14 protein-coding genes, 4 tRNA genes and 1 pseudogene are annotated in these 18336 nt (G+C 42.0%); 6 read left to right on the top strand and 13 right to left on the bottom strand.

Features of this window, described 5'->3' with window-relative positions; all coding sequences use genetic code 11:
* Nucleotides 1–78: 78 nt before the first annotated feature.
* The 6 genes from FTT98_RS09950 to glyQ form a co-directional block, all read right to left on the bottom strand.
* A complete protein-coding gene (locus FTT98_RS09950; protein ID WP_180002919.1) occupies nt 79–726 on the bottom strand; it encodes a hypothetical protein in 648 nt (215 codons plus the stop codon).
* A gap of 353 nt (nt 727–1079) precedes the next feature.
* Nucleotides 1080–1469 (bottom strand): hypothetical protein, encoded by a 390-nt coding sequence (locus FTT98_RS09945; RefSeq protein ID WP_078189759.1) that lies wholly within the window; start codon nt 1467–1469, stop codon nt 1080–1082.
* Nucleotides 1470–1862: 393 nt separating this feature from the next.
* Nucleotides 1863–2249, bottom strand: coding sequence for a hypothetical protein (locus FTT98_RS09940; RefSeq protein WP_180041342.1), 387 nt, complete (start codon nt 2247–2249; stop codon nt 1863–1865).
* A 4-nt stretch (nt 2250–2253) separates the two neighbouring features.
* The gene (locus FTT98_RS09935; protein ID WP_180041344.1) at nt 2254–2847 is read right to left on the bottom strand and encodes a DUF6036 family nucleotidyltransferase; all 594 of its coding nucleotides are present in this window, start codon (nt 2845–2847) and stop codon (nt 2254–2256) included.
* A 1-nt stretch (nt 2848) separates the two neighbouring features.
* Nucleotides 2849–4918, bottom strand: coding sequence for a glycine--tRNA ligase subunit beta (glyS, locus tag FTT98_RS09930; protein ID WP_180041346.1), 2070 nt, complete (start codon nt 4916–4918; stop codon nt 2849–2851).
* Nucleotides 4918–5895 carry a glycine--tRNA ligase subunit alpha gene (glyQ, locus tag FTT98_RS09925; RefSeq protein WP_067731637.1) on the bottom strand — a complete coding sequence of 326 codons (978 nt, stop codon included), beginning with the start codon at nt 5893–5895 and terminating at the stop codon, nt 4918–4920. The genes glyS and glyQ overlap by 1 nt, the downstream gene beginning before the upstream one ends.
* A 200-nt stretch (nt 5896–6095) precedes the next feature.
* Between glyQ and FTT98_RS09920 the strand changes: the two genes are divergently transcribed.
* Both FTT98_RS09920 and FTT98_RS09915 read left to right on the top strand, forming a co-directional pair.
* Nucleotides 6096–6608 (top strand): hypothetical protein, encoded by a 513-nt coding sequence (locus FTT98_RS09920; protein WP_180041347.1) that lies wholly within the window; start codon nt 6096–6098, stop codon nt 6606–6608.
* 258 nt (nt 6609–6866) lie between these two features.
* Complete coding sequence (locus tag FTT98_RS09915) at nt 6867–7973, top strand: HPP family protein (protein ID WP_168377935.1); 1107 nt, start codon at nt 6867–6869, stop codon at nt 7971–7973.
* Nucleotides 7974–8091: 118 nt separating this feature from the next.
* Here FTT98_RS09915 and FTT98_RS09910 read toward each other — a convergent pair whose 3' ends face one another.
* Complete coding sequence (locus FTT98_RS09910; RefSeq protein ID WP_078189754.1) at nt 8092–8349, bottom strand: PspC domain-containing protein; 258 nt, start codon at nt 8347–8349, stop codon at nt 8092–8094.
* 300 nt (nt 8350–8649) lie between these two features.
* On the opposite strand from FTT98_RS09910, the gene FTT98_RS09905 reads away from it, so the two are divergent.
* Nucleotides 8650–9303 carry a hypothetical protein gene (locus FTT98_RS09905; RefSeq protein WP_228145137.1) on the top strand — a complete coding sequence of 218 codons (654 nt, stop codon included), beginning with the start codon at nt 8650–8652 and terminating at the stop codon, nt 9301–9303.
* 137 nt (nt 9304–9440) lie between these two features.
* On the opposite strand, the gene FTT98_RS09900 is transcribed toward FTT98_RS09905, so the two are convergent.
* From FTT98_RS09900 to FTT98_RS09875, 6 genes are all read right to left on the bottom strand, one after another.
* Nucleotides 9441–9516 (bottom strand) — tRNA-Lys (locus FTT98_RS09900).
* Nucleotides 9517–9778: 262 nt separating this feature from the next.
* Nucleotides 9779–9854: transfer RNA gene (locus FTT98_RS09895), tRNA-Lys, on the bottom strand.
* Nucleotides 9855–9903: 49 nt separating this feature from the next.
* Nucleotides 9904–9979 (bottom strand) — tRNA-Lys (locus FTT98_RS09890).
* Nucleotides 9980–10000: 21 nt separating this feature from the next.
* A tRNA-Lys gene (locus FTT98_RS09885) sits at nt 10001–10076 on the bottom strand.
* A gap of 140 nt (nt 10077–10216) precedes the next feature.
* A complete protein-coding gene (locus FTT98_RS09880) occupies nt 10217–12058 on the bottom strand; it encodes a long-chain-acyl-CoA synthetase (RefSeq protein ID WP_180041348.1) in 1842 nt (613 codons plus the stop codon).
* Between the two features lie 185 nt (nt 12059–12243).
* Nucleotides 12244–15672, bottom strand: coding sequence for an Rne/Rng family ribonuclease (locus FTT98_RS09875; RefSeq protein ID WP_180041349.1), 3429 nt, complete (start codon nt 15670–15672; stop codon nt 12244–12246).
* A gap of 394 nt (nt 15673–16066) precedes the next feature.
* Here FTT98_RS09875 and FTT98_RS18350 point away from each other — a divergent pair.
* The 3 genes and pseudogenes from FTT98_RS18350 to FTT98_RS09865 all read left to right on the top strand — a co-directional run bounded on the left by FTT98_RS18350 (nt 16067) and on the right by FTT98_RS09865 (nt 18222).
* Nucleotides 16067–16375: pseudogene (locus FTT98_RS18350) on the top strand (hypothetical protein).
* Between the two features lie 55 nt (nt 16376–16430).
* The gene (locus tag FTT98_RS09870) at nt 16431–17402 is read left to right on the top strand and encodes an RluA family pseudouridine synthase (protein WP_078189751.1); all 972 of its coding nucleotides are present in this window, start codon (nt 16431–16433) and stop codon (nt 17400–17402) included.
* Between the two features lie 151 nt (nt 17403–17553).
* Nucleotides 17554–18222 carry an HAD-IA family hydrolase gene (locus tag FTT98_RS09865; protein WP_180041350.1) on the top strand — a complete coding sequence of 223 codons (669 nt, stop codon included), beginning with the start codon at nt 17554–17556 and terminating at the stop codon, nt 18220–18222.
* Nucleotides 18223–18336: the final 114 nt, after the last annotated feature.

Genomic DNA, 18336 nt, shown 5'->3' with positions numbered 1-18336 from the left:
ATTTTGCCTAGGGTAAAAAAAAGGCCCACTGAAGGGTGAGCCTACTCTCTGGAGGAGAGGGTATGAAAGCCAGTTTACTTATTTGTGAGCGCCTAAGCTGGCTTCATGTGAGCTATGGACTTCAGCTTGTGCGACAGGCGTTTGCAACTGTACATTGCTACTGCCACTCACATTGGCTTCTTGACCTTTTTGGAAATTCGCTTTGGTTTGTTGCCATTTTTCACTGGCAAATTGGCGACCTTCCTGAGCTTTTTCACCTAAATAACTCTTGGTTTGATCAACTTTGTTGTCGACATTGCTTTTACGTTCATCGAGTTTTGCTTTGTCTTTTGCAGCTTTTTCATCGAGCTGTGCTTTGCGCTCATCAAGCTTAGCTTTATTTTGCTCAGCCTTGGCATCGATCTTGGCTTTCGCTGCATCTGACTTTTCATCTTTAGACTGTTTTAGGTCAGCCCATTTATTTTTTGCATCTTGCTTTTTGTCAGCACTGAATTCTTTGGTGTCTTGCCACTTTTCTTGGGTGAATGTTTTGGTCTTATCGACGCCTTTTTCAATTTTGTCACCGGCTGTATGCGCAGACTGATTAATGTCTTGTTTTAGATTTTGCAGTACAGACGGTTGCTGTGTTTCAACTTTCGCATTGGCTTCTACTGCGGTGTTCGCAAATAGTGGGGTGCTTGCGAATAATGCTGCGGTGATCAGTGTTGTTTTAAATAAAGGTTTCATCTTTGCAATTGTCCTCTTTTATTGAACGCTGCTGTTGCACTCAGCATTTGCGCTTTTGGAGCAGAGGACATCTTAAGAGTAAAAAAAAAGCAAAAAGTGGTTTTGTGCGATAAGTCACACAATGCGATAACAGCTCAGATACGCGGAAGTTTGAAATGTGGAAACTTAGTTAAGTTAACGTAGTATTGTAATTTTATGAAAATACAGTGGCTTATATGTGATTTGCGCGTTGCTGTGGTGTGGTTCTAGTTACGATTTTCATCATAAAAAATAATGGGTTTGAACGGATTATAGTTCAAGATTCAAGGAAAAATGAAACCATACCTCCATTTTGGAGATATGGTTTTTATTATTTATTCACATTGTGTAAGCGCATCTTTTGCAAAATGACCGCGTAATGCAAGGAAGTTTTTCTGTACATCCGCCGCATTTAAATCAAAATTGTGCGCTGAACTTGTACCATCTTTAGCAAAGGTTGCTGTACCACCTGAAATTAGGGTTAAGCCTTTAAATGACCATTGTTCAACCGATTTTGCTTCTTCTAAATTGCCTGTAAATTCAATCACGCATTTATCTACAAATTTAGTCAGTTTTGCTTTGTTATCCGTGGTATCTGGGTAGACATCAATGTTTTGAACTTCTTGTAATACACCAGTTTCAAGTTGTGGAATCGTTGGTGCAGATGTACATGCAGAAAGTGTTAGACCCGCAAGACCAGTCAAAAGGAATGCTTTCAATTTCATAAGTTTCATTCTTGTTGAGTGTTGTTGTCTTTGAGTATAGGGAATTGGTGAATTATTGGCTATAGGCTTAAGGTTCTAGTCTAAGATATTCATGCTATTCGATTTTACGGATCGGTAGATCTATCTGATTTTGTTTTTTATATTGGATGTATAGTAATGCCAGAATGATGATTGTATAGGTAGAAAAATAAAATCAAAAGTTGCGCTCAGCTCCTGAAAATATTAAAAATTCAGCTATGATTGGCGGGAGCATAGCAATCATGATGTATTCGATGACGGAGAGAGGTTCTTTGTTTTTATATTGAGCTTGTTTTGTGCTTACTGCTCTAAAGGTTTTTGTATTTTCAAATCTTAAGTGAGTAATTTTTATTTAAAGGGTTTTGATTGATTTATTTAAACGTGAGAATAATGTCGTGTTTGTAAGCTGAGCAATTGGGGTTTTAGATGATTTAAATCCTCATTTAATCCATATTTTTTAGCTAAAGGATCAACTAATGTTCTGACATCATGAACTCTATAAGTATGCTGAACATTCATTGATTGTGAAAAGGATTTGAGTTGTTGTCTTCTAGATACGCTGGAACAAGAATAGCGTCTAAATTTTTCTAGTAAGAAAACAAGACGGCGTTTCTCTAGTCTATTTAGATGTAATGTAACGGACGGTAGAAATTCTGAATACAGTAATGCTTCAGCCACAGGTCGAACCTCCTCAAATGTGGCAGAGGTTAGGGGCTGCTTTAATAGTTTTTTCAAAGCATTTTCAAATTCTACTTGATCCATACAATTAATCTCTGAGTTCTGACAAGATCGAAATCATGTATCTGATGTTGGATTCTAACTGTTGCGGAGTTGCATAGTAATCCATAGCATTATTCGCTGATTTTTCAAATTCTTCAAGAGTGAATTTATTTCTAAGAAATAGCTCTTTAATATCTTCTATATCGCGATCAGATAGACGAGCTAACTTGGAAACGGCTAGGTCTAGACCAGAAACTAAGTAAACCTCAACCACATGTTCTGTTACGAGAGGAATTATACGTTCATCGTAGTCAGGATCAATAGAAGCTAAGCTAGTATTGAATCCGCGGTCAAATTCTAAATTGGTTTCAAGATTATGGTTATCTAAATATTCGATATCATTTCCTTCTAGGAATAAATAAATTTCATCTTTCTTTAACTCTTTGATAGCTTCTATGTGTGCATCAATATCATTACTACCTCGAGCATTAGTGTGAATATGAAAAGCACATCCACCAAAAATAAATGCTTTGACTGCACCATGAGGTAAATCAGAATGGTTTTCTAGGATCCAATTTTCGAGCTCTGAGAAGAGCTCGAAAATTGCTAGAGCAATTGGAGAATCGCTATAGATTGTCATATTAGTGCTGTAACACTGAAATATCCGCAACTGCTGTAAATAAGCCACGCAACTGTGCAAGCATACGTAAACGGTTTGCTTTCAGGTCTGCATCATCTGCCATCACCATCACACCTTCAAAGAATGCATCAACAGGCGCACGAAGTGCAGCAAGTGCAGAAAGCGCAGCAGTATAGTCTTTGGCAGCAAATAACGGCTCAACCACAGGTGTGATTTTCGCAAGTTCAGCGAATAATGCTTTTTCAGCATCTTCAACCAAGTTTGCTTCAACCACAGCACCTTCAGGCGCAGCTTCTTTGGCAAGAATGTTGGCAACACGTTTGTTGGCAGCAGCAAGTGCAGCAGCTTCAGGTAAATCACGGAAGTGATTGACTGCATTTACACGTTTGTCAAAATCAAGCGGAGATTTTGGTGACAACGCTTGAACGGCTTGAATCACGTCTACGGACACGCCTTGGTCTTCGTATTTCGCACGGTAACGACCTTCAAGGAATGCAACAGCATCATTTAAAGTCTTAGCGTGGTCTTTCAAGACATCGCCATACGCAGCAAGTGCAAGTTTGATCAAATCTTCAATGGATACATCAAGCTCGTTTTCAGTCACAAGACGCAAAATACCAATTGCAGAACGACGTAGTGCAAACGGGTCTTTCGAACCTGTAGGCGCTTGACCAATACCGAAAATACCCGTCAATGTATCTAAACGGTCAGCAAGGGCAACCGTAGTACCTGTTTTAGTTTTTGGTAAAACGTCACCAGCAAATTTAGGTAAGTATTGCTCACCGAGTGCTTCAGCAACTTCATCATTTTCGCCTTCAATGCGTGCGTAGTAAGTACCCGCAATACCTTGAAGTTCAGGGAATTCACCCACAAGCTCAGAGGTTAAGTCGCATTTTGCAAGAAGGGCAGCTTTTTCCGCGTCAGCAGGGTTTGCACCTGTGATTTTCGCAAGCTCAACAGCCAATTTCGCAATACGTTGAGATTTATCCCAAAGTGTACCCAATTCTGCTTGGAACACCATGTTTGCCAATTTAGTTTGGCGAGATGCAAGCGGTTGCTTTTGATCTTGTAAGAAGAAGAATTCAGCGTCGGACAAACGTGGACGAACCACTTTTTCGTTACCTTCAATAATTTGAGTCGGGTCTTTAGACTCAATATTTGAAATGGTAATGAAGTATGGTTGAAGTTTATTGTCCGCATTTACCAAGCAGAAGTATTTTTGGTTGTCCTGCATGGTGGTAATCAATGCTTCTTGAGGAACCGCAAGGAAGCGTTCTTCAAAGCTAGCACGAAGTGCAACAGGCCATTCAACAAGAGCAGTTACTTCGTCACGAAGATCTGCAGGCACAATTGCAATCGCATTCACTTCATCAGCCAATGCTTTCACTTGTTGATCGATAATCGCTTGACGCTCTTCAAAAGACGCAACAACGTGAGCAGCTTTTAACTTCGCAAGATATTCATCAGCATGAGCCAAAGTAATCGCTTCAGGTGCATGGAAACGGTGACCGAATGTTACGTTACCTGCTTTGTGATCTTGAATTGTGGCATCAATGACATCGTTGTCTTTAAGCAACACCACCCATTTTACAGGACGTACGAATTCAGTACGGCTTGCTGCAGAACGCATACGTTTTGCGATTGGAAGGTTGTCTAAAGCCGCTTGTAATATTTGCGGTAAAAGTACGTCTAGGCTTTGACCTTTGACATCTTTTAAGTAGCAAACTTTTTCAACTTTACCTGCTTGGAATGTTGACACTTGATCAACCGTGATGCCTTGACCACGCATAAAGCCTTCAAGGGCACGTGTTGGTTTACCTTCAGCATCATAAGCGGCTTGAACAGCAGGGCCGTCAAAACGTTTTTGTGTATCGGCTTGAGCACCATCAACGTTTACGATTTTAAGTGCAAGGCGACGTGGTGCTGCATACGCTTCGATAGAATCGAATGCAAGACCGGCATCTTTTAATCCTTTTACGGTTTCAGCTTGAAGTGCATCACGTAATTTTTTTAAGCTTTTTGGCGGAAGTTCTTCACAACCTAATTCGAACAATACGGTATGTTTAGACATTATTTTTTCTCCGCTTGAGCTGCTTCGGCTTCAACTTGTGCTTTGAGTTGCGCAAGTACTTCGTCACGTAAGTGTGGTTCAGCCATTGGGAAACCAAGTTCCGCACGTGCTGCCACATAGCTTTGTGCAATTGAGCGCGCCAAAGTTCGTACACGTAAAATGTAACGTTGACGTTCAGTCACCGAAATGGCACCACGCGCATCAAGCAAGTTAAAGCTGTGTGATGCTTTAATCACTTGTTCATAAGCAGGAAGTGGAAGTTTTGCTTCCATTAAGCGGTTGGCTTCAGCTTCATAGAAGTCGAATAGCTCAAACATTTTTTCAACGTTGGCATATTCGAAGTTATAAGTTGATTGTTCAACTTCGTTTTGATGGAACACGTCACCGTACGTTACTGTACCGAATTGACCTTTGGTCCAAACCAAGTCATACACTGAATCTACACCTTGCAAGTACATCGCAAGACGTTCAAGACCATAGGTGATTTCGCCAGTCACAGGGTAGCATTCAACACCACCGACTTGTTGGAAGTAGGTGAACTGAGTCACTTCCATACCATTTAACCAAACTTCCCAACCTAAGCCCCAAGCGCCAAGCGTTGGAGATTCCCAGTTGTCTTCTACGAAACGAATGTCGTGAACTAAAGGATCAATACCAATGGCTTTTAAAGAATCTAAATAAAGCTGTTGGATGTTGTCTGGGTTTGGCTTAAGCACCACTTGGAATTGGTAGTAGTGTTGCAAACGGTTTGGGTTTTCACCATAACGGCCATCTTTAGGACGACGTGACGGTTGAACGTAAGCTGCGTTCCAAGTTTCAGGACCAAGCGCACGAAGGAAAGTCGCAGTATGGAATGTCCCTGCGCCCATTTCCATGTCGTAAGGTTGCAAAACGACGCAGCCTTGCTCCGCCCAGTAGTTTTGTAAGGCAAGAATTAAGCCTTGGAAGGTATCAATATGCGATATGGCGCGACTCATGGTCATCCACTTAAAATTAGAGAAAAATTGTGCTCAATTATAAGGATTTTAGGGGGGAGTGGCAAAGGGTTAATCAATCTTGAACCAAGCTTTGATGTTTTAATGATGTGCAGAATTTTATATTTTCCTATTGTACAGAATAAAAACGAAGTTACTTGTGGCATAAAGTGGATGAATAAATTTAATGATGAGCGATAACAATGTTTAAGAAGTCTTTTATTGTGATAAGTATGGTGCTATCTGCCTGTAGTACGACGCCTGTAGCTTTGTATTCAGATTCATCACTTCAAGCTTCAAAAATTGCGACTATTACAAATTCTTGCAACGCTGAATGTAAGAAGGTGATTAAACAGCAGCTCATGGTCAGTTCAAAGTATCAAATGAGCGAAGGTCTTTTGCTAGAGGTCAATGGTCAGCAGGGGACGCGAAAAGTCACACGAGGAATGGCTTTTGACTCACCTATTCATGGACGGTTTACCACCGCGGTAGAACAAGGGAAAACTAAGCTCGTCATTGATCATAATTCACAGCTAGTTATCGCTCGTCCAGCTCGATTCACAGTTGATTTATTGGGTGGGCATAATTATGTGATTGGACGTATTCGAGTTGAACGAATCCCTTCGGCTTATTATGAATGGTTTCCTATTGTGTATGATGAAACAGCTCAGAAAATTATTTATGGCAGTGAAGATTTAATTGATCAAGATAAATAAGCTGACCGCCTAAATGTTCCTTTATTTTAGTGAGTGCAGATGTGAGCGCTGATAGATTTTTTATTTTAATTATCAGTAATATATAATGAGCCTTTTAGGCTCATTTCTTGGGATAAAACTACGCAAGTAAGCGGCGTATTCATCATTCAAAAGAATCAAAAGTAAAATTTATAAGATAAAGATGTAAGTTGAATACATCTTATTGCTTGCATGGCTTTATAATTGCCACATCTCGCAAAACAACAAACAAGGCATCTCGTGTTTCACGCAAAATCAGCTTGGCTTAATACGCTTAAACCCAACTTTAAAGTTTTACCATTAAAAGATCGCATCCTATGTGGGGTAGGTGCTTTGCTTGGCTTGAGTATTTCTTCGCTGATTAGTTGGTTAGCGCTAGGTGACTTAAATGCATGGTATATCGCCCCGATGGGCGCATCGTCTGTGCTGCTCTTTGCTGTACCTGCTAGTCCTTTGGCACAGCCGTGGAATATGGTGGTCGGTAATAGTCTTGCGGCTTTGATTGGCGTGACTTGTGCGATGTATATTCCTAATTTAACCGAAGCTTTTAGTATCGCAGTTGCATTAGCGATTATCTTAATGATGACCACGGACTCATTGCATCCACCGAGTGGGGCAGTGGCGATTACCGCGGTATTGGGCGGCGAGGCTGTCCATGATTTAGGCTACGCCTTTCTTTTTTATCCAGTCCTTTTAAATTCGGTCCTCTTGATGGTGGTTGCTATTATTTATAACCGATTACTAGGTAAGCAGTATCCACAAAAATCACAAGTTAATACACGGACGACAGATCCAACACCGACACAAAAAGTGTCGATTCAACCTGCGGATATTCAGCAAGTCTTAGAACAGCAAAGTCAGTTACTCGATATCAGTGAATACGACCTACAAAAAATCATTTTAGAAGCACAGCAGTTAGCTAGTCGTCGTGGTCTAAGCCAGTTTCATTGTCGTGATCTCATGAGCCAGCAAGTGATTAGCTTGCGTGCAGAAGATGATATTCAGTCAGCATTGGAAAAGTTTAAACAAGTCAATTTGATGAGTTTGCCAGTGGTGAGTGATTTGGATCGCTTGGTGGGAAATTTGGCTTTATATGATGTAGTGGAATGGTTTAAACGTGCCGCAGACCCCAAAGCCAGTTGGGAAAATCACGTTTATCAAATTATGAATCCCAAAGTGGTGACCGTGCAGCCAGATCAACCGATTGAAGATTTGGTGCCGTATTTTGTGGAAAGATCTTTTAATTATATTCCAGTCGTTGAGCAAAAACGGTTGGTGGGAATGATTAGCCGTGCTGATATGATCGCCGCGTTATATCAACAGTTAAATCAGCAAACAAAATCTTAAGCCTTAAACTTTGATTTAAATTCATCAGACTTAAATATGGTTTTGCCAAAATGTAGGCAAAAAAAAGCTACGGAATCTTGGGGGAGAAACCGTAGCGACCAAACTGGGTCAAGGGATTTTAACGTCTGTCATCATTCACAGTACGGATTGGATCTGAATAGCCATTGGTACGGAAAAAGTTATCTTGTGCTTTAGGCATGACTAACCATAAAACCAAGTACACCAAAATACCGGGAAAGGCTGCGCTTAAGCATGATACAAAGATAAAAATAATACGCAGTAAATTTGCGTTCCAACCAAAACGTTCAGCAATACCCCCCATCACACCAGCAATCATGTTAGAGCGGTTTGAGCGATATAAACCAACATTGGCCATTCAGGTCTCCTTCAAAAAAGAATAAATTTGAATATTTCCAAATTCATATTATAGAAATGGTGACAAGCTTTGCGATTTAAAGGGTGCAGAAAAAAAATTAAGTAAAGTTATGTAATTTGAAGAATTGGTTTGATTAGTTTGCCTTTAAAATAGCTTGAGTATTAATTAAATATCAACGATAACAATGAGATATGATTAACATATATCGCAAATATATGTATACAGCGTTGATTATTTGATTACAATATTAAGTCAGCAAGAACTGAAAAAACCAATGAATGATTGGTCTTGGCACATTATATGAAAACATCGGCTTCACCTTTTTTGATGAAATTTGCATATCTTTCAGTGTTTGCAGGAGTGTTCAGCCTCTCTTTTATTGGTTGTAGTCCAACGCCTCAACCCGCAGCGGATAAGGGTGAAAGTTCAGCATCAACTGTCGCATCGGAAGTTCAAGCGAAGCAAGATCATGGAAAAAAATTAACCCAAGTGGCAGGGCAGGCGACATTACCGAATGACGATGAAATAAAGTCAGCTCCTGTTCCTGAGCATGCCAAAATTTTTATTGGACGTTTTCATGCCAAAGTAAAATGCGATGACAGTTTTATTCCATGCCCAGAAGGCGATGCGGAGTTCATTCTTAACTTATTACCAGATGGCACGGTACACCGCAGTATTATTCAAATTGGTAAAGTGTTTGCTGAAAAAACCAATACGCCAGGCATTAATGTGAAATACCGTAAGGATACGTGGAGTGTCAATGAAGCACATACCGAGCTGGTGGTTCATCGAAAAGAAGGCGTGAATTTTTATTATCACGTGATTAATGAAAATAAAATCATTATGGATTTGGACAAAATTCGTCAAGGTGAAGTCGACCGAAATCAGGAATTATTTTCCAAGGGTTATCCTCAGCCTCAACATGCCTATACCTTGGTGAAAGACCCAAATTAAATGCTGCGGATAAAATAAATAAAATTATAAATTGAGTTTGAGCGTCGGCGTGAAATTCGTAGTTCTTGGTGGATCGAATGCTATTGGCTTATAAAAAATTGAATTATTAATACGACATAGTAAAGACTAAATAGAATTGGTGGGTTGTGTGGGGTTCGAACCCACGACCAATAGATTAAGAGTCTACTGCTCTACCAACTGAGCTAACAACCCTGAGAAAATTTTAAAATAACATTTTAAAATTTTAGCAAGATAAACGAAGCGCGTAGTTTTGAGTACTAGGGAATATTTGTTATCTAAAATTTTTCAGGTCAAATACTTCATCTAGCAAGACAAGAATGATACTTCGCAACATCGCTATAGCAAAATTTCGAGAATGGCGAATCAAAACCAATAATGGTGATGGTTTGTCTTGGTCGGAACCTGCAGGTTTCTTTTTCTTCAACTGCCGAAAGAAAGAAGCCCTAAGAAAGAATGGTGGGTCGTCCGCGACTCGAACGCGGGACCAATAGATTAAAAGTCTACTGCTCTACCAACTGAGCTAACGACCCTTAGGGGGTATGCACAAGATTGTAATCTAAAACTGGCATTTTAGAAAGATGGTGGGTCGTCCGCGACTCGAACGCGGGACCAATAGATTAAAAGTCTACTGCTCTACCAACTGAGCTAACGACCCATCTTGTGGTATCGAAGGAAATGGTGGGTCGTCCGCGACTCGAACGCGGGACCAATAGATTAAAAGTCTACTGCTCTACCAACTGAGCTAACGACCCATTTCGCTTGATGGTGCGTATTGTAGCAAGATCTGCTTCAAGCGCAAGTAAAAAATCATAAACTTGCTTGTGTTTGATTATAAATACAACAATGTGGCTCATTTTGACGGGTGATTGTCGTCAAAATGAGCAAGTTTGATTTAGAAACGGTATTGATAGGCCTGAATATTATTATAAATTTCAGGGGTCAAGTCACAATAAGCACTCGCGTTCGGCAGTAAAACCAAGATTCGCTCATCCGTTTGCTGAGGATCAAAGGCTTGTTCTTTCAGCTTATTTTTTTGGTATTTAAACGTACCTGTGGTTTCGACTTTTTTCTGTACACGTAAAAATACTGGCACAGCATAAGCGGGTAAGCATTTTTTAAATTGTAGAACCATTTCACTACAATCTTGTTCGTTGAGTTCGGCACCATCGGTGAGCGTGATGGCAGCCATACCTGCACGGCCATTGGTATCTGGAATTTCTACGCCATAAACCACAGCTTCAGCAATTTTATCGTACTCACTCACCATGTTTTCAACTTCAGTGGTTGAGACGTTTTCACCTTTCCAGCGGAAAGTATCGCCTAGACGGTCGACAAATTGTGCATGACGGAAGCCAATGTCACGAACCAAGTCACCTGTGTTGAAGTATGAGTCACCATGTTTGAATACATCTTTCATAATGACGGATTTGTTTTTTTCCATGTCGGTATAGCCATCGAAAGGTGAGCGACGGGTAATTTTACCGATGAGTAAGCCGACTTCGCCTTTTTTGACTTTAATGCAGCGACCTTTAGCATCATGTACAGCTTCATTTTTTTCTTTATCAAACTGAATAATCGCATAAGGCGTTGGTGAAAAACCAACGGTATTGTCGAAGTTAAACACATTACTAAAGCCGACGTTGCCTTCACTTGACGCATAGAGTTCAAGGACTTCTTCAACCCCAAAGCGTTCTTTAAACTTATCCCAAATGTTTGGTCGCATGCCATTACCAATCATTTTTTTCACACGATGGCCTTTTTCAAGGTCTGAATGTGGGGCATCCATTAAATAGCGGCAAAGTTCGCCCACATAGCCAATGGCTGATGCATCAAATTTTTGTACATCTTTCCAAAATGAAGAGGTCGAGAACTTGCGGCGCAGGGCAAGGGTAGCACTACCTGCAATCACCCCACACCAACAAACCACAGTACCTGTAGCATGATAGAGCGGCAAGGTCACATACATCACATCATCTTTGTTCAAATTGAGGACGTGACCATATGTTCCATAAGCCAAAGTCCAACGGCTGTTGGTGAAAATCACCGCTTTAGGTAAGCCTGTTGTCCCAGAGGTGTAGATATAAAATAGGCCGTCTTTGCCTTTTACGCTTGCAGTGGTTGGCGTGTTGAATTTTGGAAATTCATCAATCGCTACTGCAAGGTTTAAAAAGCCTTTAGGTGCTTTACCGGCATCTACACGGGTGGCCTGATCTGCGAACCAATGTAAACGATCTGCAGCCACACTGAGATCATTACGAATCTCTTCTACGGCTTGACGGCATTCTTCGCCCACAATTACCGCAATTGGGTTTACTAAGTTGATACTGTGTGTCAGGACTTTGCCGACTTGTGAGGTGTTGACCAAGGCACTAGTGACGCCAATTTTGGCTAATGCCACGATAGTTGCCACGAGTTCAGATCGGTTCTCGATCATCACTGCAATCACATCACCTTTTTTTGCACCGAGTGCTAGGTAATAGTGACCAATTTGATTGGCCCATTCATTTAATTCGTTATAGGTATATTTTTGCTCTTCAAAATAAAGTGCATAACCTTTGGGATTACGCTTGACGGCTTTTTCAAATGCAATTCCTAAGCCTGCGGAAGTATTTGGGGTACGTAAATAGGCTTGCTTTAGACCACTCAACAGGTTGGGTACTTTGCTAATGAACGCGGGAATTTTTGCTGCAACATCAGCAATCCCAATAAGGTCGTGTTGTGTAGTTTGGCTCATGTGAATCCTATTTATTTTTCGTAATCCGATACGGTCTATTTCTTTGCAATGAAATTTGCAGCAAATTCTACAATTGTCTTTTAATCGTTTCGATCTAGTGCAATCAACCTAATTTGACAAAAGTATCAAAAAAAAACCAGTCACCGAAATGACTGGATTTTTTTATTCACCTGCAAAATAGCAAATTACTGCTCAGTTGCGGTGTTTGCTTTTTTCGGTGGACGACCGCGAGGACGACGAGGGCGTGCAGATTTTTCACCTTCAGTGGCCGAGTTCTCGTCTACAGGAACCTCAACTTTCTTTTCCGCTTCAACGGCTTGAGCTTTTTCTTCTACTGGTTTAGCAGGAGCTTTAGACACTTCTTCCGTCTTTTCAGGCTGCGCACTCACATCCAGTTCAGCTTGAACGGGTGTCGGTACTTCAGCTTGAACGGCTTCAGGTGCTTCAGTTTGACCTGCAACGTCGGATACATTGGCTTCAACTGTAGCAGCTTTAGCTTCTGCAACTACAGGCGCCTCAATAGCAGTGTCTGCGACAGGCGTAGCTTCCATCTCAGCATGTGCTTTTGCTTGGTCTTGTTTCGCTTGTTCAGCGGCAAGTTTAGCAAGGCGACGACGCTCACGTGGGTCATTAGCAACACGTTTATCTGACACAGGCTTTGGTGGTGTTAAATCCAACATTGGCGCTGGTTCAGCTTCAGGTGCAGCTTTTGTAACTTGAACATCACGAGTGACAGGCTTTTTCTCTACAGCTGCTTCAGCTGCAGGTGCAGACAAAGTCGCGGCATATTCTTCCGTGAATTTTTGCAATGCACGGTTGAATGTTGGAATTAAGCCAAATTGCTCAATCAGTACTGAGCAGTCTTCACCGTATACATGCTTAATCAAGCTGCTTACAGTGTATTGACCCAGTGTCGGCACTTGAGATGGCGAAATTTTTGGAGCCTGTGCTTGTTGAGCGCGAGCTGCACGTTGTTCGCGGCGGCGTTGACGTGGGTCATTGCTTGCACGAGACGGTTTTTGCTGCGCATGCTGTGGTTTATATCCTACTTCTTTTGTTTCAGTCGCAAGTTTTTCCACTTTTTCTGCTTCAACGACAGCGGCTTTTTGGACTACTGGGGTTTCTACAGGTTTTTCAACTGCTGGGGCAGTATTTAGTGCTACGATTTCGCTTTGAGCTTGATCAACATTCACCACAAGTGCTGTTGGCATCACGTCTTGACGTGGTGCATCAACAACTTCAACTTTAGGTTGACGTTGATTGCGGTTTTCAGGTTGTTGCTCAGCTGCAACTTCCTGAGCAATCGCTTGCTCGTTCAATACGCTTTGATCGCGGTGGCGATTTGGGCGATTTGGACGTTGTTGGTTGTTGCGGTCGCGACGCGGAACAGACTGCGGTTGTTCATTGTTTTGAACATCTTGCTGCACTTGTTCGTTGTTGTGTTGACGGCGTGAGTTACGACGGTTTTCACGTTGGTCTTGACGGTTGTCTTGGCGCGGTTCTTGACGTTCAGAACGTTGCTCTTGGCGTTCGTTTTGACGTGCTTCGTTATTACGCTGTTCTTGACGGTCTTGACGTGAAGGTTGTAACACTTCTTCATGAACTTGATGCGGTTGAGCTTCTTGTTCACGTGGTTCTTTATGCTTAGTACGCTTTTTATTGTGACGTTTTTCTTCATGTTCAGCTTTTTCTGAATGGCTGTCACGTTCTTGTTTATGCACAACAGTAGAAGGTGCAAGGTAAGCATTATTATCTGCGACAACAGCAGGCGCTGCCGATGCAGGGGTAATTTGACCAAACTGGCCACGGCTTGCAGCACCGCCATTCACCATTTGTTCAATTGCAGCAGCGGCATTGTTTGCAGTACGCGACTGGTCAACGGTTGCAGCTTGTTTTTGAACAAATAAGTTTTCTAACCATGCACATGGACTAGATGATGCAGCAGGAGCTGCAACTTGTGCAGGTGCTTGTTGAGCAGCAACAGGTTGTTGCTTATTCTTTTTGTGGCCTTTTTCTTGTTGTTGTACAGGTGCTTGTTGCTGAGCAGCAGCGGCCTGTTCTTCACCTAAATGCCACTCAGATGCTTCGTAACCCAATTCTTTTTCACTAGAACGTGTTGCTTCAGTACGTTCATAGCTTGTCGGTGCAAAGCCTTCAGGGTTATACGAAATTTCGTAATGTGGTGTTTCTAGGTGAGGGTGTGGAAGTACAGTCACACGTACATTTGAAGTTTGCTCAAGATATACAAGGCTGTGACGCTTTTCATTCAATAAGAATGCAGCAATTTCAACAGGCACTTCAACTTGAACTTCACCATGACGTTCGCGTAGCGCAATTTCTTCCACTTTACGCATAATTGAAAGTGATAAAGAACGTAGGTCACGTACCATACCTGTACCATGACAGCGTGGGCACACATAACCTGTGGCTTCTTCAAGCGATGGACGTAAGCGTTGACGGCTCATTTCCATCAAACCAAAGCGTGACAATTGACCGAATTGGATACGCGCACGGTCACTTTGTGTTGCTTCACGAAGTTTAGCTTCAACCATACGTTGGTTACGGTCTTTAGTCATGTCGATGAAATCGATCACAACTAAACCACCGATATCACGTAAACGTAATTGGCGAGCAATTTCTTCTGCAGCTTCAAGGTTGGTATTGAGCGCTGTATCTTCTACGTCGCTACCACGTGTTGATTTTGCAGAGTTAATATCAATTGAAACCAATGCTTCAGTTTGGTCAATCACAATTGAACCACCAGAAGGAAGTTTTACTTCACGTTCATAGGCAGTTTGGATTTGACTTTCAATACCAAAATGAGCGAATAACGGTTCATTTAAAGTATAGGTTTTTAATTTGTCGATTTGACGTGGCATCACTGCTTTAACAAAGTTATACGCTTCGTTATACGCTTGCTCAGAGTCAATCAGAATTTCAGCAACATCATCACGTAAATAGTCACGGATCGCACGTGTAACCACACCGGCTTCTTGGTGAACCAACATTGGTGATGGACCAGAACTTGATGTGCTTTGGATTTGTGCCCAAAGGTCCAGCAAGTGTTGAAGGTCAAGTTGGAGTTCTTCTTGAGAACGACCAATACCTGCAGTACGTACAATCACGCTCATGCCACGAGGGACATTTAAAGACGCCAACATTTCTTTCAATTCTTCACGAACTGAACCTGAAATTTGACGGCTAATACCGCCACCTTTCGGGTTGTTTGGCATCAAGACCAAATAACGACCAGCAAGAGAGATAAATGTAGAAAGGGCAGCACCTTTATTACCACGTTCTTCTTTTTCCACTTGAACCAAAAGCTCAGTGCCTTCAGTGATCAATTCGCGGATGTTTGAAGTTTGGCGAGGATCTGCTTTGTAATAAGAATTAGCTATTTCGCGCATCGACAAGAAACCTTGACGACCTGCACCGTATTCAACAAATACAGCTTCTAAAGACGGCTCTACGCGAGTCACATGACCTTTATAGATATTCGATTTTTTTTGTTCACGGGTACGATTCTCTAAGTCAAAATCGTAAAGACGCTGACCAGTGACAAGTGCAACGCGAATTTCTTCGGCATGTGTTGCATTAATCAACATACGTTTCATGGGTGTAACACCTAATAGTGATACACAGAAGAACATCGCCTGACTCGTAGCGAGCATCAGATAGCATGGATCAAGTTGCACAGATCGAAAAACATCATCTGTGCATGTGTACCGACCTTCTTTGGGCGGGCAACGGTTTTTGATTCACGTATTGATGATGGCAATACGGCTTCAATCTTTTAAACGATTAAAGTCACCTGAACGCGTTTCACTGGCGGACAAACGGTGCATTGGATGTGAGTAACTTTCACTGTCACATTGCTCGAAGAGCATCCATTCATATCTGATAGAGCGTCTTGATACGGAATTATCATCGTACCTTTACAAACTGTGCAGATCCAATGCATCAAACGTTGTGGCCTGAACACGATTTCCAGGGAGCGACTGGTCTGATGTGTATCAGTTTACGTTTAAAAACCAACCTTGGTTGGCACATATTTTTTTGGGGCAAACTGTTTTATGTACCTACGGCACAATTAAACGCAACAGTTTGCAGTTTTGCCGATATAATAAGCCTTCGGCGTCGGCATAATTCTTTTGGGACCTTTCCGAGCTAAATGAGTAATTGCTTGAAAGTTCAATGACAGTAAATACTGAAATGAATCAACTTTTACTCAGTTACGGTGGTTTCCGTGCGCTGACTATATCAAACCTTGCATCATCTGCCTATGGGCTAAGCTTATGTTTCTTGCGAAAAGTATAGCTTAAATGATCAATTTTTAATCAATTTTAGTATTTTTTTAGGTCACAGTAACTGTATGAATTCTACGCAAGAATGGCAAAGCGTCACCTGGTTTGAAGTGGACGAGCATCAGGCGGGTCAACGTATTGATAATTTCCTGTTTAGTCGTCTGAAAGGTGTGCCTAAAAGTCGCATTTATCGTCTGATTCGTGAAAGCCAAGTCCGCGTCAATAAAAAACGCGTCAAAGCGGAAACCAAACTCAATATTGGTGACCAAGTTCGAGTTGCTCCAATTCGTTATGAGCAAAAAGATGAGTCTGCGGTTCCTGTATCGGATAAAGTCGCGCAAAGTTTACTGAGCCGTGTGGTGTATGAAGATGAAGGCTTAATGGTGGTAAACAAACCTTCTGGTATTGCTGTTCACGGCGGTAGTGGTGTGGCGTATGGCTTGATCGAAGGTTTACGTGCCGCAACAGGGAAGAAATACCTTGAGCTGATTCACCGAATTGACCGCGACACTTCTGGTTTGGTGATGATTTCGAAAAAACGTAGTGTGTTAAAAAGCCTGCAAGACATGTTACGTGAGCACAAAATCCAAAAAACTTATGCTGCTGTGGTGAAAGGCGTGGTGAGTTTGGATAAGCAGCTCATTGATCAGCCTTTGCATCGTTACGAACTGGCAAATGGCGAGCGTCGTGTTCGTGTATCACCTAAAGAAGGTAAAGAGTCGAAGACGCTGTGGAACGTGAAAGAACGTTTTATGCATGCCACCTTGGTGTATGCGTCTCCACTTTCGGGCCGTACCCATCAGATCCGTGTACATGGTTTAAGTATTGGTCATCCATTGGTGGGCGATGAAAAATACGGTCATGAAACTGAATACCGTGGTCCAAAGCCACGTCGTTTATGTCTGCATGCTATGCGTTTAGAAATTCCGGGTTACCAAACCATTGAAGCGCCATTGCCAGAAGATATGCAAAGCCTTGTGGCGCAGCTACGCGCGCAAAAAGCCGACAAAGTGGTGAAGTCTTCAGAAGATGACGAGTAAGTTTTAAATACGAGACTTCTCTCCCTGAGCAGGACTGCTTCGTAAGTTTTCTTTCTCCCTCTCCTTTAAGGAGAGGGCCGGGGTGAGGTAAATAAATTGATGCACTCCAGAATCTGAATTACCAAACACTGAATCAAATCTAGGAAAACGTATGAACTCAGCTGTAAAACTAGTCATTTTCGATTGGGATGGCACTTTATTTGATTCTGTGGGTCAAATTGTAGCGAGTTTAAAATTTGCAGCAGATCAATATTCACAGCCGCTGACCGATGCTGATGCGAAAAGTATTATTGGTTTAGGGCTGCCGGAAGTCGCACAGCGGTTATTTCCGACGGTTCCTGAATTGCACAGCGAAATTTTGCAAAGTTATGCCGATCACTATGTGGCCCATTCCAAAGGGGATATGTGGTTTGATGGTGTCGCGGATATGTTGCAGGAATTACGCGATGCCGGTCTACAATTGGCTGTTGCAACAGGAAAAAGTCGTAAAGGTCTAGACCGTGTCTTGGCTCAAACGCAAAGTCATGAGTTGTTTCGTGCGACACGTGCAGCCAGTGAAACCAAATCTAAGCCAGATCCGTTGATGTTGGCAGAAATTTTGGCGGAAACAGGACTACGTGCCGATCAAGCCATTATGGTTGGTGATACGTCGTATGACTTGGAAATGGCACTGAATATTCAGATGCCGCGTGTAGGCGTGAGCTATGGGGTGCATACGGTAGAAACGCTGCAGCATTTTCAGCCCTTACATATTGCACATACAGTCGATGATTTGACGGAATTTCTGCTGGAACACGTGAAATTGCGTCTCGCTGTCTAGTTGCGGAAGCAAACGAGTAAAAAGGGTGAAACTGGTTTTCACCTTTTTTATTGTCCAGTAAATGGCAACGCATCCTCTGTATTTTTTGAAATGCATTGAGCTGAATTATCTTAA

This window comes from Acinetobacter sp. YH12039 (genome assembly GCF_013420015.1).
GTDB lineage: Bacteria > Pseudomonadota > Gammaproteobacteria > Pseudomonadales > Moraxellaceae > Acinetobacter > Acinetobacter amyesii.
The sequence above is the reverse complement of the archived record's forward strand: the minus strand, read 5'-3'. Positions and strand labels throughout refer to the sequence as shown.